Origin of the sequence: Brevibacillus ginsengisoli (assembly GCF_050113715.1) — a bacterium.
GTDB lineage: Bacteria > Bacillota > Bacilli > Brevibacillales > Brevibacillaceae > Brevibacillus_H > Brevibacillus_H ginsengisoli.
In genome coordinates this window covers 51,030-66,778 of sequence record NZ_JBNJQR010000004.1, presented here as the reverse complement: position 1 = coordinate 66,778, position 15,749 = coordinate 51,030, and the positions used below count along the sequence as shown (strand labels likewise).

Below are 15,749 nucleotides of genomic sequence, written 5' to 3'. Positions count from 1 at the left end.
AATATGTTAGGTATAGAACAGAAGGAGGTTAGGGCATATGAACTTTCATACACGTGGAGAAAATCTTCAGGTTACAGAAGCCCTTCGAGACTATGTTGAGAAAAAAGTGGGACGTTTAGACCGCTATTTCGACACAGAACTTAAAACAGATGTACATGTTACCATGAGAGTCATTCGTGGGGAAGCAACAGTTGAGATTACTATCCCGATGACAGGCGTTATCCTCCGCGCTGAAGAAACACATAATGATATGTACGCTGCAATTGATTTGATTGTTGAGAAATTGGAACGACAAATTCGCAAGCATAAAACAAAAGTAAATCGCAAACTTCGACAAGACACAAATAACCGCGTACTCTTCCGTGAGGCAGCTCCAGTTGCTCTTCTGGATTATGAAGAAGATGTGGATATCAATATCGTCCGCACCAAGCAATTTAACCTGAAGCCGATGGATGCTGAGGAAGCGGTTCTGCAAATGGATCTGTTGGGACATAACTTCTTCGTCTTCCAAAACAGTACAACGAATGAAGTGAATGTTGTTTATCGTCGAAATGATGGACGATTTGGCTTAATTGAACCTAAATAATGGGTCGAATGACAATAATCGATGAATGGGAGTAGCTCAAATGGCTACTCCCTTTACTTGTATTTAATTGACCACTTTTGCTACAATTAGTTTTTAGATGACTATGATACTTTTTGAGATGGATGCGGCTTTCCCGCGGAGGGGAACCGTGGAAGGGGTGTGTCCCGATGTTAGGGCTTGTTAAAAAACTATTTGGTGATACAAGCGAACGTGAAGTCAAAAAGATGTTCAAGCGTGTGGAAAGGATCAATGCGCTGGAACCTCAGATGAAAGCGTTAAGCGATGAGCAAATCAAGCAAAAAACAGAAGAGTTTAAACAACGATTGCAACAAGGCGAAAAGCTTGAGGATATTTTGGAAGAAGCCTTTGCTGTAGTGCGAGAAGCATCCTGGCGGGTTTTGGGTATGCGGCACTTTGACGTGCAGCTAATTGGCGGTATGGTTCTTCAAGAAGGGCGTATTGCCGAAATGAAAACCGGTGAAGGGAAAACCCTCGTAGCTACACTGGCAACTTATCTGAACGCATTGCTAGGTAAAGGTGTTCACGTCGTTACTGTGAACGAATACCTCGCAGAGCGTGACTCCACCACGATGGGCAAACTGTATAATTTCTTGGGACTCACGGTTGGGATCAACATGAATGGGATGTCCGCAGAGGAAAAACGGGAAGCCTATCATTGCGATATTACGTATGGTACGAATAACGAATTTGGTTTTGACTATTTGCGTGACAATATGGTGCTGTACAAGGAACAAATGGTACAGAAACCACTGTTTTATGCGATTATCGACGAAGTTGACAGTATCTTGATTGACGAAGCGCGTACACCGTTGATTATTTCCGGTTCCGCCAATCGTTCGACTGAGCTGTACTACATCTGTTCCCACTTCGTGAAGCGTCTCAAAGAAGAAGAAGACTACACGATTGATGAGAAGCTCAAAATCGCTACGCTTACCGATGATGGGGTTGTGAAGGTAGAGAAGGCCTTCAATATCGATAACCTGTACGATACCGCTCACATGACGCTGAACCACCACATTACGTCTGCTTTGAAGGCGCAGGTTCTGTTCAAGCTTGACGTCGATTATGTGGTACAAGATGGTGAAGTTGTCATCGTTGACGAATTTACCGGTCGTCTCATGGTGGGCCGCCGTTATAGTGATGGCTTGCACCAGGCGATTGAAGCGAAGGAAGGCTTGCGTGTTCAAAGCGAAAGCATGACGCTGGCAACGATCACATTGCAAAACTACTTCCGTATGTATCAAAAGCTTTCCGGTATGACTGGTACAGCCAAAACGGAAGAAGAAGAATTGAAGAACATCTATGGTTTGGACGTAGTGGTTATTCCGACCAACCGTCCTGTTATTCGTAAAGATAATCCTGACTTGATTTTCAAAACAGAAGCGGCCAAGTACCGCGCTGTTGTGAATGAGATCGTGGAGAAGCATAAAAAAGGCCAACCGATTCTGGTGGGTACCATCTCCATTGAGAACTCTGAGCGCCTTTCCCACATGCTGAAACAAAAAGGCGTGCCGCATAACGTTTTGAATGCGAAACAACATGCTCGTGAGGCCGAAATCGTCGCTCGCGCTGGACAATATGGCTCAGTAACGATTGCAACCAACATGGCGGGACGCGGAACCGATATTCAGCTTGGTGAAGGTGTGCCAGAAATTGGCGGACTTCATATCATCGGTACAGAGCGCCACGAAAGTCGTCGTATCGATAACCAGCTGCGTGGTCGTTCCGGACGTCAAGGGGACCCAGGCTCCTCCCAGTTCTTCTTGTCCTTGCAAGACGAACTGATGCGTAGATTCGGTGCTGAGAACATCATGAATATGATGGATCGTTTAGGAATGGAAGAGGACATGCCGATCGAGAGCCGTCTGGTATCTCGAGCAGTAGAGTCCGCACAGAAACGCGTGGAAGGCTCTAACTTTGACGCTCGTAAAGTTGTCTTGCAATATGACGACGTAATGAACCAGCAGCGTGAAGTTATCTATAAGCAGCGTCGTGATATCTTGGAAAAAGATGACTTGCATGAGGTTGCCTTCGGAATGATTCACAGTGTCATTGAACGCAATGTAGAAGCCTATTGCCCGAAAGATGAGGTTCCGGAAGAATGGGATCTGCAAGGATTAATGGAGTCTGCTAATAATCTCTTCCTCCATGAAGAGTCAATTCATTTGAAGGATCTTAAAGGGAAGGAAGCCGAAGAGATTCTGGAATTCCTCAAAGAAGAAGCGGATCGTCAATATGCCAACCGTGAAACTGAAATTGGCGAGATGATGCGCGAATTCGAAAAAGTAGTCGTACTACGTGCGGTTGATAGTAAGTGGATGGATCATATTGATGCGATGGAACAACTTCGCCAAGGTATCCACCTACGCGCGTATGCGCAAAATGACCCGCTTCGCGAATATCAATTCGAAGGATATGAGATGTTCCAAGGAATGGTTGCCAGCATCGAAGAAGAAGTAGCGATGTATGTCATGAAAGCTGAGGTAAGCCAAAACCTGGAGCGTCAAGAGGTTGTCAAAGGTCAAGCCGCTCATCAGGAGCAATTAAAAACTTCTGGCCCATCCGATCGTCCAACCAGCGAAACTTCTGGGGATGCCGATCCGGAATCGGGTAACCGTGCGAAACGCCGCCAAATGGAGCAAGAAAAGCGCCGTCAGGATAAGCGTAATCGATAAGGCGATTATCGTCAGATTAGGTTTGTCGGATTGGGTAGATCTTCGCAGCCGTTAGCGTAATAAATACAAAAAAAGTCCGCTTTTTGCGGACTTTTTTCCTTTCGCGTAAGCCTGAAGAAAAGACTTTGGCACTTAAAGCTCATTTTAAGCGAAACAAAGCGCAGAGAACGTAGGAAGGATAAGAGTCGGCATTCTTTACGTCAATAAGAAACGAAGTGATTTTCTTGTCGACTCCCTTCCGTAGTGAACGGGGCGGACAGTTGATGCTACAAGCGAGCTTAAACAGAGCGATACAGGGCCAAAGTCTTTTCTTCCCCCAGTTGCACTCCTAACAAAATCAGATACAATAATGTATAGCTAAAAAACCGCAGAGGTGGTATTTCGTATGGCTTTAATCGACGTGGCTGACGTCAAACAAGAAATGAACAACATGGCTAAGCGATTAGCAGATATCAGGGGGTCTCTTTGACCTGCCAGTGAAGCAAGACCGTATTGGAGAATTAGAGGATCGTATGATTGCTCCTGATTTCTGGGATGACAATGACAGCGCCCAGAAGACCATCAGTGAGCTAAATGCGATCAAAAGTCTCGTAGACACCATGAACAAATTGGATAGCTCTTATGACGATTTGCAACTCATGCTTGAGATGGCGATTGAAGAGGGAGAGGCTTCCCTGATCCCGGAGCTTTATGAAGGCACACAAGAGTTGAAAAAACAATTTGAGAGCTTCGAGCTGGAGCTTTTGTTAAGCGATCAATACGATAAGAACAATGCCATCCTTGAGCTTCATCCAGGAGCAGGAGGAACGGAATCACAGGACTGGGCGGAGATGCTCCTGCGTATGTACACGCGATGGGCTGAGAAAAAAGGCTTTAAAGTCGAAACCCTCGACTACCTGCCAGGTGATGAAGCTGGGGTGAAGAGTGTTACTTTGCTGATTAAAGGACACAACGCTTACGGCTACCTGAAAACAGAGAAGGGTGTCCATCGACTGGTGCGAATCTCGCCATTTGATTCCTCTGGACGCCGTCATACCTCTTTCGTTTCTTGCAACGTGCTGCCTGAAATTGAGGATGATCTGGACGTGGATATTCGCTCGGAAGATCTCAAGATCGATACGTACCGTTCCAGCGGTGCAGGTGGACAGCACATCAATACAACGGACTCTGCCGTTCGGATTACTCACTTGCCAAGTGGCATCGTGGTAACTTGCCAAACAGAGCGCTCCCAGATTAAAAACCGCGAGCGCGCCATGAAAATGCTCGCTGCGAAGTTGTTCGAGCGCAAACGCGAAGAGCAGGAGAAAACCATTCAAGCAATTCAAGGCGAGCAAAAAGACATTGCTTGGGGCAGCCAGATTCGCTCGTACGTGTTCCATCCATACAGCATGGTTAAGGATCATCGGACGAATGTGGAATCAGGGAACGTTCAGGCTGTAATGGACGGAGAGATCGACCAGTTCATTGATGCGTATTTGCGTTCTCGCTTGAATACAGGAGAATAAGAAATGATAAGAGGCTTCCTTGCTGGTTACAAGGGAAGCCTCAGTTTTTTATAGGGAAGTGATGTTGAAATTGGAAGGGTGTTGTTGAATGAGACTTAAATGATGCTCTGTATGACCGACCATCACATAGAGGAGGCTTCGAGCTGTCACCGCTTTATTGACCACATGGCCTTCCCGTAACCAGTCCTTCTCTCTAATTGTTGTCAAAAGCGTACGTGTCGCTTGTCTGACAGCTTCGAAATCTACAAGTAGCTCAGTAATCGTATGCTCCCCGAAGCAACCGTTGTCTACATAAATATCCTGATCGTAACCAAGCAGTTTCGTTGAATCTCCACGTGCAACGCTAAGCATCCAATAGCTCATAACACGCTCCGAATCGTTGATATGACCAAAGAGTTCCTTAAAGTTCCACTTTCCTGGCACATGGTGAAGCTCATCTTGTTCTTCGCTAAGATTGCCGAAAAAGATGTTTAAACGGTTCCTTTGTTGTTCAAGAAATTCAAGGATATTGCCATCAGGTACAAGGTTGATATACTTTGAGAAATACGGATCATATTCGTTTGGTTCTGGTCGCTTAAGCATATGATTCTTCTCCCTTTTTAAAAATCGTAAGCAGCTCTATATGGTTCCGGAATAATATTTGGCTCATGACCAAGCGAAATAGCTGCATGAGTGGCCCAATACGGATCACGGAGCAAGGCCCGTCCAATCGCTACAAAGTCTGTTTCATTGTCAATAAGCGATTCAGCCTGTGCCGGATCATCAATCATACCTACGGCAATGACGGGTAAGCCTACCGCCTCGCGAATTTTACGGGCAAACGGCACTTGATATCCAGGGTAATTGCCTGGTTTTCTCTCTCCAGGAAGTCCTTCTCCGCCTGTACTCACATGAAACGCATCCACTCCAGCAGCTTTGTAGGTTTTGCACAATTCGATAGCGTGATCAATATCGTAGCCACCATCGGCATATTCTACAGCTGAAATACGGAAGATGAGAGGCATATCTGCAGGCATTTCTCCTTTTACAGCTTGAATGACTTCCATACCAAAGCGGGCAAGCTCTTGACCATATTGATCATCCCGTTTATTGGTCAAAGGTGATTGGAATTGATGGATCAAATAACCGTGAGCTCCATGAAGTTCGATCGTATCTACTCCGGCTTGTACGGCACGACGGGCTGCATCAGCAAATTTTTGGATGACGTCTTGGATCTCATCGGTCGTAAGTGCACGCGGCATTTTGTAAGGTGATCCTGGGAATTTTATAGCAGAAGGAGCAACAGGTATTGCCACATCTTCTGATTTTCGTCCCGCATGAGCAATCTGAATGCCAATTTTACCATTATGAGCATGTACACCATCGATAATTTTGGCGAATGCAGGAATATGCTCATCCGACCACAAACCAAGGTCAAAATCGGTAATTCGGCCGTCGGGATCGACATCAGTCATTTCCATAATAATGAGGCCAGTCCCCCCAATAGCGCGACTGAGATAATGCACATAGTGCCAATCATTCGGCTTTCCATCTTTGGCTTTAACTGAATACTGGCACATCGGTGGCATAACGATGCGGTTTTTTAGGTGCAAACCTTTCAGATCATACGAAGAAAATAGTTTCGACGTCATAGAAGCAACCTCCCATAAAATTGAAAGACATCTCTTGCATTAGTATAAAATTCCATGTTACCATTAATCAAATTAATGATTTTAATATGATATATGAGGTATTACTCATGAGCATTGCGAGATTCGAAGTCTTTTCCAAAGTAATTGAACTAGGCAGCTTTACAAAAGCAGCAGAGAAGCTAAACATGACACAATCCGCGGTAAGTCACGCGGTCGCTGGATTGGAGTCGGAATTGGGTATTCCATTGTTAGTACGGGACCGTAAAAAAGGCTTTATGCTTACAGAAGTTGGTCAGAAAACGCTGAGTCATATGCGGGAAATCTTAAACCACATTGAAAAAATCAAGCAAGAAGCTGCCTTTGCCTCAAATCTTGAAGCTGGTACGATACGAATTGGTAGCTTCGCATGCGCAACGGCTTGTATACAGCCCAAAATAATTTCTAAGTATCAAAAAAAATACCCAAACATTGAGTTTATTTTCTTTGAAGGGACATACGAGGAAATCATTGAGTGGTTTGAGACGGGTGTGATTGATATTGCAGTCGTTGTACAACAGAACATGAATGCGAATCTGAACTATTTGCCATTAATGAAGGATAAAATGGTTGTTGCTTATCCCGAAGGACATCGATTCGAAAAAGCAAAAACAATTGGTGTGCAAGATTTGCAAGACGAGCCTTTTATTATGCCAAAAGGAGTTTATCGAACTCAAGTTGATGAGATTTTTTCTCAGGCTAAGATAAAACCGTCGGTCCGCTTCGAAGTTCAAGATTGCGCTACCATTTCAAGCATGGTACAAGAAGGACTTGGTATTACGATCGGGCCTGAACTGTTTCTCAAAGACCAACCAAATATAAAATTAGGAAACCTTACACAATCACATTGGCGTAATGTGGCATTAGCTTTTCCAGCAATTCAATATGTTTCTCCGGCAGTTCAAGCGTTCTTTACAGTGGCTCAGGAGCTGTTTAGTCATGAAAACTCTTGATTTCCAACCATATTTCTGATAGACTTAAAAATCGTTAGGCCATATGTAGTTCCCATGCGGGTGTGGCGGAATTGGCAGACGCACCAGACTTAGGATCTGGCGGGCGACCGTGGGGGTTCAAGTCCCTCCACCCGCACCATACAACCTCTTGCCGGGGTGGCGGAATAGGCAGACGCAACAGACTTAAAATCTGTCGGGAGTTTCTCCCGTACCGGTTCAAGTCCGGTCCTCGGCACCATACTTGGTAAATTAAACCTTCTTTGTCCAAAAGACAGAGGAGGTTTTTTTGCGTAGCGAGTGAGGTATATCACATCGGGTTTGTCACGATTTTGTTACAATATACACCAGATATCGACATAATTAGATGTTGACGACAAGAAATTTGTTGCAAATTGGTGAGGTCCTTTATGAAAGCAATTCCGCAATTTAGGGTCCGTAAAACATATGAAGAAGTCGCAGAGTATCTGAAAGAACAAATTGTGTCCGGTGTCTATCAGCCTGGTGATCGGTTGCCTTCGTTTCGTGAACTGGGAGAGATGCTTGGAGTTGGACAATCTACAGTGCGTGAAGCAGTCGGCTCTCTTAAGACGATTGGCTTGGTGGTCATTCGACAGGGGGAAGGAACGTTTGTTTCACGTTACGAGCCTGAGAAATTACTTGCTGCCTTCGAGATGGCACAAACGGTTACCAAACAGGATATTATCGACCTGTTGGAGGTCCGTATGATTATAGAGACGGGGATTGTTCGTTTGGCCGCAGAGCGCCGCACGGATGCCGATTTAAAGAAAATAGAGGAAGTTCTTCGGGAGATGGAGGATGCCTTAGAACAGGAGCACCTGGGAGATCAGGCAGACTGGAAATTTCACTACTCACTGTCTCGAGCCGCTCATAATGCGATGCTTGAGTCTGTTATGCAATCGATCTCCGAGACGATGAGTAATATTCTTAAGGCAAGTCACGAGCGTATGTATCAGTCAGAGGATAGTTTACACCGCTTGCATGTTGAGCATAAAGAGATCTATTTAGCGGTCAAGAACAGTAATCCCAAGCGGGCTGAAGAAACAATGCTTCATCATCTGCTCGGGGTTAAGAAACAGCTGGTCAAGTAAAAATCTTTTGTTCATACATCTGATGACCTGATGTTCTCCCTCTTCCTTGTTGCCTGCAACCCAATACCCAAAGATGGAAGTGGAGGTTACCATATGAAAGTCTCACTGTTTATTACCTGTCTCTCAGACGCTATCTATCCTCAAGTAGGAGAAGCGATGACTAGAATTCTTGGTCGACTGGGGGTTCATTTACATTTTCCCGAGAAGCAAACCTGCTGTGGTCAGCCGGCTTTTAATAGTGGATATTGGGATGTTGCTCAAGAGGGAGCGAAGCAGCTGATTGAAGCGTTTGAGGATAGCGATTTTGTTGTCTCCCCGTCCGGATCTTGCGTAGGGATGATTCATCACCATTATCCGATGTTGTTCAAGGACGATCCGATTATGCTGCAAAAAGCAAAAGAACTCCAAGAAAAAACATACGAGTTCACTCAATTCCTTGTTCATGTATTAGGTGTAACGGATATCGGAGCTTCGTTTCCCTATCGTGTGACCTATCATCCTTCCTGCCATGGAACACGTCTGCTAGGCTTGAAAGATGAACCATACGAATTGCTGAAGAATGTAAGAGGCTTGGAATTTGTTCCACTTCCGTCTGCCGAGGATTGCTGTGGTTTCGGCGGCACTTTTGCGGTTAAACTTCCGGATATCTCCGGGGCGATGGTTACAGAGAAAGCGCAACACGTATTGGAGACAGAAGCAGAGGTGCTCGTCGGGCTTGATATGGGTTGCCTCATGAACATTGGTGGCCGTTTGAAACATGAAGGCAAGCAAGTTCGTGTCATGCATCTGATCGAGTTGTTACATGAAGGAGTGAAACCAGACGTATGAGTGAATCCCAACCGATCATTCCTCTTGAAGAGCGTGCCAAAGTTGCGTTAAATGATGAATTCTTGCGCAACGCCATTCGATTTACTACGGAGAAGCTGAGAAACGGCAGAAAAACAGCGGCAGAAGAACTTGGAAACTGGCAAGAATGGCGAACTCAGGGCAGAGCTATCCGTCTCCACACGATTGCGCATTTGGACTACTATCTTTCTTTATTCGTGACAAACCTGCGTGCAGCTGGAGGACATGTACATTTTGCGTCAACAGCTGAAGAAGCGGTAGAGATTACGATGAAAATTGCCGCTGCCAAAGAAGCCAAGTCGGTCGTGAAATCCAAATCTATGGTTTCTGAAGAGGTTCACATCAACAAGTTCCTCGAAAAAAGCAAAATTGAAGTCGTTGAAACAGACCTCGGGGAATACATCATTCAATTAGCCAATGAAACTCCTTCACATATTATCATTCCAGCGATTCATAAGAACAAAGAGCAAGTTGCCGATCTGTTCTCAGCGGAAGCGGGAAGAAGGCTGCCTGCTGATACGCAGATTCTGGCTGGTTTTGCCCGTACCAAATTACGCGAGAAGTTCCTGAAAGCGGATATCGGAATGACCGGATGTAACTTTGCCATTGCGGAATCCGGCTCCATGGTGCTCTTCTCCAATGAAGGGAATGGCCGAATGGTCAGTACCGTCCCGAAAACACAAATCACCTTCATGGGGATGGAACGGATTATCCCTTCATGGGAAGACTTGGAAACGATGGCTACCTTATTGCCTCGTTCGGCTACAGGCCAAAAGCTAACCGCTTATATGTCAGCCATTAACGGACCTCGTCGTCAGGATGATTCCGATGGTCCGGAAGATTTGCACGTCATCATTCTAGATAATGGTCGCTCCCGACAATTGGGTGATCCCGAATTCCAGGAGGTTCTGAATTGCATTCGATGTGGTGCTTGCCTCAACGCTTGTCCGGTTTATCGTCATGTAGGGGGGCACACATATGGATGGGTGTATAGCGGACCGATTGGCGCGGTGTTAACCCCTCGTCTAAACGACGACGCAGAAAAGTGGGGCGAGGTAGCCAATGCTTCCAGCCTCTGTGGCGCTTGTTGGGAGGCGTGTCCGGTAAAGATTCCTTTGCATGATATGCTGGTCAGCATTCGTCGCCGGAATGTGGAAGCCAATGTGACCAAGAACTCCGAGAAACTTGGAATGAAGGCCTTCAAGCTGATCACATCGAATCATAAGCTGTTTGGACGTGTTTTGAAATTAGGGCGTATTGGTCAGCTTCCGTTGGTGAAAGACGGCGTGATTAAGTCCCAGATCGGACCATTAAAGGGATGGAATCGCTACCGTTATGCACCTGCTCTGGCACAGAAATCATTTAGGGAGTCATGGAAGGCATTAGATCGCGATCTGCAACTTGAAATGCGTGAAATGTCACCTGAAATGAAAAAGCGCATGCAAGACATTGTAGCAAAACGGAGGAACCAATCATGAACACAAAGGGTAAAGAGATCATTGCAGAGTTGGATCAAGCCGCGAAAGAAAAAGAAGAGGCATTCTTGAACCGTATCGCCAACCGCTTAAATAGACCGAGAATCACCGAAAAACCAGAACAACCAGTGCGTGGAGTTCCGGAGTATTGGAAATCCTATAGGTTGTCATCAGATGAACGAATTGAGCTGTTCATGAAAAATTGGCAGGGTTTGGGCGGAGAGGCCAAACGCTTTGCTACCAAGGAAGAACTGGCTGTTCACATTGCGAAGGTGGCCGACTCGATGACCGCTCGCAGCATAATTCGAGAGAATAATCCGCTTCTCGAAGAATTAAGACTCGATGATCGGCTCTCAAAGGTTGATATGACCGTTTGGAAAAATGAGAGCTCAGTCGATTTGCTGGAAAAAGCAGCGGTAGCCGATATAGGCGTCGGGGTTGTTGATTTTGCCATTGCGCATACAGGCACGGTCGTCGTCACGTCTGGTCTAAACAAAGGTCGTTCGATCAGCTTGCTGCCAACTGCGTTCATGGCGATTATTCGCGCAGAAGATATTCGTACACGCATGGGCGAAGTGATGAGCGAAATCCATAAGTGGAACGGGAATTGTATGCCAGCAGGTATCCACTTCATTACGGGGCCGAGCCGCTCTGCCGACATTGAGAATGATTTAACGATCGGTGTACATGGACCTGGTATTGTCTTTGCCTATATTTTAGGATAGGTTTGTTCACAGGATATTCACATTTTCACCATCGAAGGTTCTTTACGGAACATGTTATACTTTTCCAGAGATCACCTCGATTGCAATTTCAAGGGTTGAACCAGAAAGGGGATAGACATGCTTTACGTAGCATTCTTGCCGATTATTGACCAAGAGTTAAACGCCAAGGAAAGACCAGCACACCTAGACTACATCAATCGCCTGTACTTGGATGGGAAAGTGGTCATGGCTGGTCCATTCACTGATAAACGCGGAGGATTGGTTATTTATAAGACAGACACCATGGAAGAAGCAGAATTGTTAGCAAAAGCCGATCCAGCCGTTACATCAGGAGCCCGAACCTTGGAATTACGAGAGTGGAATCCGCTAGAATTACCACTTGGCTGATGATTGCCTCAGTTTAATTTGTGGAAATCTAGTAGAGCAGGGAAGAAAAGCGTCCTCAACTTCATTTATGGAGAGAGGGGTTTACATAAGCTTTTCTCACGATGATTACAGGAGGGAAATTTGATGAAACGTTTTGCCCCACTTATGTTGGCTGGAGCGGTTGCTCTTGTGTTGACTGCTTGTGGCGGTGGTGGAAACCAAGCCCAACAACCAGCTCAACAACCTGCAGCGCAACAACCAGCAGCGCAACAACCTGCGTCTACTCCATCTCAAGGTGCAGATACTGTTGATACGGCTAAAGCTGAAGGTGTTTTTAAACAAACCTGCGCAGGCTGCCACGGTGTAGACATGCAAGGTCAAATCGGTCCGAAACTTGCTGATATTGGCTCTCGTCTAAGCAAGGACCAAATCCTTGATGTTTTGAAAAACGGTAAAGGCGGCGGCGGCATGCCTGCAGGCTTGGTTCAAGGCGCAGATGCTGAAAATCTTGCCGCATGGTTAGCTACCAAAAAATAGTTCACATCGGAATAGGCTGAAATGAACAACCACTTTCACAAAGGAAGGTGGTTGTTTTTTGTTTGAATTTTTATTATTATTCATGTATAAAAATACAGAAAGAGGAGAGGAACATGCTACGAGCCGGAATTGTCGGAGCAACAGGATATAGTGGGGTCGAATTGATTCGTCTGTTGAACAATCATCCTGAAGTGAATGTTCATCATTTATACTCCAGTTCTTCTGAAGGGGAGCTTGCGCAGTTTTTTCCTCATTTGAAGAACGTAGTCTTACCGAGCTTGGAAGCCATCGACGCAAAGCAGTTGGCTAATGATAACGATGTGGTCTTCTTAGCGGCTCCTGCTGGCGTAAGTTCGCAATTAACGCCAGAATTGCTGAAGCATTCTGTGAAGGTGATCGATTTATCAGGCGATTTTAGGCTTCGTTCACGTGAAGAATACAAGAAGTGGTATAAAAAGGAGACGGCAACCGACGATCTGCTTGCACAGGCCGTTTACGGTTTACATGAGTGGAATCAAGAGGCGATTGCGTCCGCCAAGCTGATTGCCAATCCAGGTTGTTATCCAACGGCTACGCTGCTCGGCCTTTTGCCGTTGGTAAGGTCGGGGTGGATTGACGTCGACAGCCTGATTATTGACGCAAAATCAGGCATCTCGGGAGCGGGCAGAGGGGTCTCGCTTGGCGTTCATTTTAGCGAGGTCAATGAAAATTTATCCGCGTACAAAATCGGATCGCATCAGCATACACCTGAGATCGAACAGGAAATCGTCAATCAGTCGGGTGCAAACGTAACGATTTCTTTTACCCCGCACCTGATTCCGATGACCAGAGGAATTCTGGTAACGGCGTATGCCAAACTAACAACGGATGTCGCAAGTCAAGAGCTGCAGGCATTGTACGAAGAGATATACGCTGACAAACCGTTTGTGCGAATGAGAGAATTCGGCAGCTATCCACGAACCAAGGAAGTGTATGGATCGAATTATTGCGACATAGCCCTTCATCTGGATGAACGGACTGGAAGAGTTGTCGTGGTGAGCGTCATTGATAACGTGGTAAAAGGGGCCGCCGGTCAGGCCATCCAAAATATGAATACGATGATGGGACTTCAAGAGACGGCAGGACTGCTGCTGACACCTGTTTTTCCATAGAGGGGAGGGTAAAATGGCGTCGCTGATTGTGATTAAATGTGGCGGAAGTACAATGGAGCAGCTTCCAGCTTCTTTTTTTGAGACACTTGTTGGCTTGCAGCAAGAAGGCAAACAAATCGTGATCGTACACGGCGGGGGGCCAGCCATCAATGCCATGCTGGAGAAGTTAAACATCCCGGCTCGATTCATCGACGGATTGCGGTACACCTGTGAACAAACGATTGATGTGGTCGAAATGGTGCTAAGCGGTTCTATTAACAAGAAGCTTGTACGTCGTCTGTCTCAAGCACAAGGCAAGGCGTGTGGAATCAGCGGGGTTGACGGCCATTTGATTGTGGCGAAACAGACGGAACGCCCTCTTGGGTTGGTCGGGGAGATTATTCACATTGACTCCTCCCTGCTCGAGAGTCATCTTGATCAAGGATATATACCGGTTGTTGCACCACTTGGGGTATCCGCTGATGGTCGGCAGGTGTATAACATCAATGCGGATGTAGCGGCTGGTGCCATAGCGGCCTCGCTTCATGCTGATAATCTCTTATTGATCACGGATGTACCGGGGATTATGGTGCCAAACGAAGCGGGGAATAAGGAAGTACGACACTCGGTTGGAACAGATGAGATTGGGGAGTGGATCGAAAGCGGAGTCGTATATGGCGGGATGATTCCTAAAGTACAGTCGGCATTGGACGCGTTGGCGCAAGGAGTTCCCCAGGTGATGATTTGTCAGGGGACTGTGGAGGACTTGATTGGTGCGTTTGGTGATGGAGAGACAGGGACGACGATTCATCAAGGAAGCTAGCGTGTATCTATAGAAGGCGAGGGATGAGAGATGCAATCAACTGCAAATGTATGCAATCTGATGAATAACTATGCCAGATGGCCATTGGCATTGGTAAAAGGTGAAGGAAATACGGTATGGGATCAATCGGGGATGGCCTATCTGGATTTCACTTCTGGCATTGCGGTTACTTCGTTAGGACATGTGCCGAAGCAGGTAGCCGAGCGTTTGCATCAGCAAATAGATACGCTTTGGCATAGCTCCAACTTGTTTCAACATCCGTTGCAAGAACAGTTGGCAAGTAAATTGGCGGAAGTATCCGGGCTTGATCGGGTGTTCTTTTGCAATAGCGGGGCAGAGGCGAATGAAGGAGCCATTAAGCTGGCCAGACGTTACGCTCAGAAGGTGAAGGGAGAGGATCGCTATGAGGTGATCACCTTTCAGCAATCCTTTCACGGACGGACATTGGCAACCTTGACCGCAACCGGACAAGACAAGGTGAAGGATGGTTTCGCGCCGCTTCCGGTAGGCTTCGTTACAGTTCCCTATAATGATTTGGACGCTGTCAAACAGGTGATTACCGATAAAACCTGCGCCATTCTTTTAGAGCTTATCCAAGGGGAAGGTGGCGTTCTTCCCGCTGATTCCGAGTGGGTAAAAGAACTGCGTCAACTCTGTGATCAACAGGGACTATTGCTCATGATCGATGAGGTTCAAACCGGAATTGGTCGAACAGGTTCATGGTTTGCTTTTCAGCAGTATGACATCAAACCGGATGTAGTCTCGGTTGCCAAGGGTTTAGGCAGCGGGTTTCCGGTAGGAGCTGTGCTTGCGACTGAACAGGTAGCGGAGGCTTTCGCACCAGGTACACATGGAACAACCTTTGGAGGCAATCCTCTGGCAATGGCGGCCGGATTGGCAACACTAGAGACGATTCAGCAGGAGAACCTGTTGGAGAAAGTAAATCAACTGCATATTGATTTGAAGCAGAAGTTGGAGCAATTGGCTACCGATTATCCGCAGATCATAGCAGTACGGGGCAAAGGCCTGCTGCTTGGAGTGGAGATGTCGGAGCCTGTAGCCGATATTCTAAGCCACATGCGAGAGCACGGAGTCATTGTGCTGCAAGCGGGGCCCCAAGTGATTCGCCTTCTCCCGTCTTTTATCACGACAGAAACAGAGATGGATCAGATGATTCAAGCGCTAGAAAATGCTCTGAATCAAACTGTTAAATAACCGCAAACAAGCAACGGTTGTTTTGTCGAAAGAACGATAAAATAGCCGTTGCATTTTTATAAACACGAACGTATAATAATACAAAACAACGCATATGTATACGGTGATAAGAAGAA

General features: G+C 46.3%; 15 protein-coding genes and 2 tRNA genes. 15 read left to right on the top strand and 2 right to left on the bottom strand.

The window, feature by feature from the left end:
• The first annotated feature begins 37 nt into the window (after positions 1–37).
• From hpf to prfB, 3 genes are all read left to right on the top strand, one after another.
• On the top strand, positions 38–586 hold the full coding sequence (gene hpf / locus ACQCN2_RS09805) for a ribosome hibernation-promoting factor, HPF/YfiA family (RefSeq protein ID WP_426928726.1): 549 nt from the start codon (positions 38–40) through the stop codon (positions 584–586).
• A 167-nt stretch (positions 587–753) separates the two neighbouring features.
• Complete coding sequence (gene secA2 / locus ACQCN2_RS09800) at positions 754–3,282, top strand: accessory Sec system translocase SecA2 (RefSeq protein ID WP_426928725.1); 2,529 nt, start codon at positions 754–756, stop codon at positions 3,280–3,282.
• Between the two features lie 385 nt (positions 3,283–3,667).
• Positions 3,668–4,787 (top strand): peptide chain release factor 2 gene (gene prfB, locus ACQCN2_RS09795; protein ID WP_426928724.1). Its coding sequence is split into 2 segments (ribosomal slippage): positions 3,668–3,748 and positions 3,750–4,787, totalling 1,119 coding nucleotides; the frame shifts between segments, so codons are not numbered across the junction.
• Between the two features lie 48 nt (positions 4,788–4,835).
• Here prfB and ACQCN2_RS09790 read toward each other — a convergent pair.
• Together ACQCN2_RS09790 and ACQCN2_RS09785 are read right to left on the bottom strand one after the other, a co-directional pair.
• Positions 4,836–5,369 carry a DinB family protein gene (locus ACQCN2_RS09790; protein WP_426928723.1) on the bottom strand — a complete coding sequence of 178 codons (534 nt, stop codon included), beginning with the start codon at positions 5,367–5,369 and terminating at the stop codon, positions 4,836–4,838.
• A gap of 17 nt (positions 5,370–5,386) precedes the next feature.
• Entirely contained in the window at positions 5,387–6,418 is a 1,032-nt protein-coding gene (locus ACQCN2_RS09785) for an NADH:flavin oxidoreductase/NADH oxidase (protein ID WP_426928722.1), read from the bottom strand.
• 107 nt (positions 6,419–6,525) lie between these two features.
• Here ACQCN2_RS09785 and ACQCN2_RS09780 point away from each other — a divergent pair, with 107 nt between their 5' ends.
• The 12 genes from ACQCN2_RS09780 to argD all read left to right on the top strand — a co-directional run bounded on the left by ACQCN2_RS09780 (position 6,526) and on the right by argD (position 15,633).
• Positions 6,526–7,407 (top strand): LysR family transcriptional regulator, encoded by an 882-nt coding sequence (locus ACQCN2_RS09780; protein WP_426928721.1) that lies wholly within the window; start codon positions 6,526–6,528, stop codon positions 7,405–7,407.
• Between the two features lie 56 nt (positions 7,408–7,463).
• Positions 7,464–7,546, top strand: a tRNA-Leu gene (locus tag ACQCN2_RS09775).
• 11 nt (positions 7,547–7,557) lie between these two features.
• Positions 7,558–7,645, top strand: a tRNA-Leu gene (locus tag ACQCN2_RS09770).
• A 169-nt stretch (positions 7,646–7,814) separates the two neighbouring features.
• Entirely contained in the window at positions 7,815–8,516 is a 702-nt protein-coding gene (locus ACQCN2_RS09765) for a FadR/GntR family transcriptional regulator (protein WP_426928720.1), read from the top strand.
• Between the two features lie 93 nt (positions 8,517–8,609).
• On the top strand, positions 8,610–9,344 hold the full coding sequence (locus ACQCN2_RS09760) for a (Fe-S)-binding protein (protein ID WP_426928719.1): 735 nt from the start codon (positions 8,610–8,612) through the stop codon (positions 9,342–9,344).
• Positions 9,341–10,840 (top strand): LutB/LldF family L-lactate oxidation iron-sulfur protein, encoded by a 1,500-nt coding sequence (locus ACQCN2_RS09755; RefSeq protein WP_426928718.1) that lies wholly within the window; start codon positions 9,341–9,343, stop codon positions 10,838–10,840. Before ACQCN2_RS09760 ends, ACQCN2_RS09755 begins: the two co-directional genes overlap by 4 nt.
• On the top strand, positions 10,837–11,562 hold the full coding sequence (locus ACQCN2_RS09750) for a LutC/YkgG family protein (RefSeq protein ID WP_426928717.1): 726 nt from the start codon (positions 10,837–10,839) through the stop codon (positions 11,560–11,562). The genes ACQCN2_RS09755 and ACQCN2_RS09750 overlap by 4 nt, the downstream gene beginning before the upstream one ends.
• 117 nt (positions 11,563–11,679) lie before the next feature.
• Complete coding sequence (locus tag ACQCN2_RS09745) at positions 11,680–11,949, top strand: YciI family protein (protein WP_426928716.1); 270 nt, start codon at positions 11,680–11,682, stop codon at positions 11,947–11,949.
• A 123-nt stretch (positions 11,950–12,072) separates the two neighbouring features.
• Complete coding sequence (locus ACQCN2_RS09740; protein ID WP_426928715.1) at positions 12,073–12,465, top strand: c-type cytochrome; 393 nt, start codon at positions 12,073–12,075, stop codon at positions 12,463–12,465.
• A 113-nt stretch (positions 12,466–12,578) separates the two neighbouring features.
• Positions 12,579–13,616 (top strand): N-acetyl-gamma-glutamyl-phosphate reductase, encoded by a 1,038-nt coding sequence (gene argC / locus ACQCN2_RS09735; protein ID WP_426928714.1) that lies wholly within the window; start codon positions 12,579–12,581, stop codon positions 13,614–13,616.
• Between the two features lie 13 nt (positions 13,617–13,629).
• Positions 13,630–14,418: an acetylglutamate kinase gene (argB, locus tag ACQCN2_RS09730; RefSeq protein ID WP_426928713.1), complete on the top strand. Its 789-nt coding sequence runs from the start codon at positions 13,630–13,632 to the stop codon at positions 14,416–14,418.
• A gap of 30 nt (positions 14,419–14,448) precedes the next feature.
• Positions 14,449–15,633 carry an acetylornithine transaminase gene (gene argD, locus ACQCN2_RS09725; protein WP_426928712.1) on the top strand — a complete coding sequence of 395 codons (1,185 nt, stop codon included), beginning with the start codon at positions 14,449–14,451 and terminating at the stop codon, positions 15,631–15,633.
• Positions 15,634–15,749 lie beyond the last annotated feature (116 nt).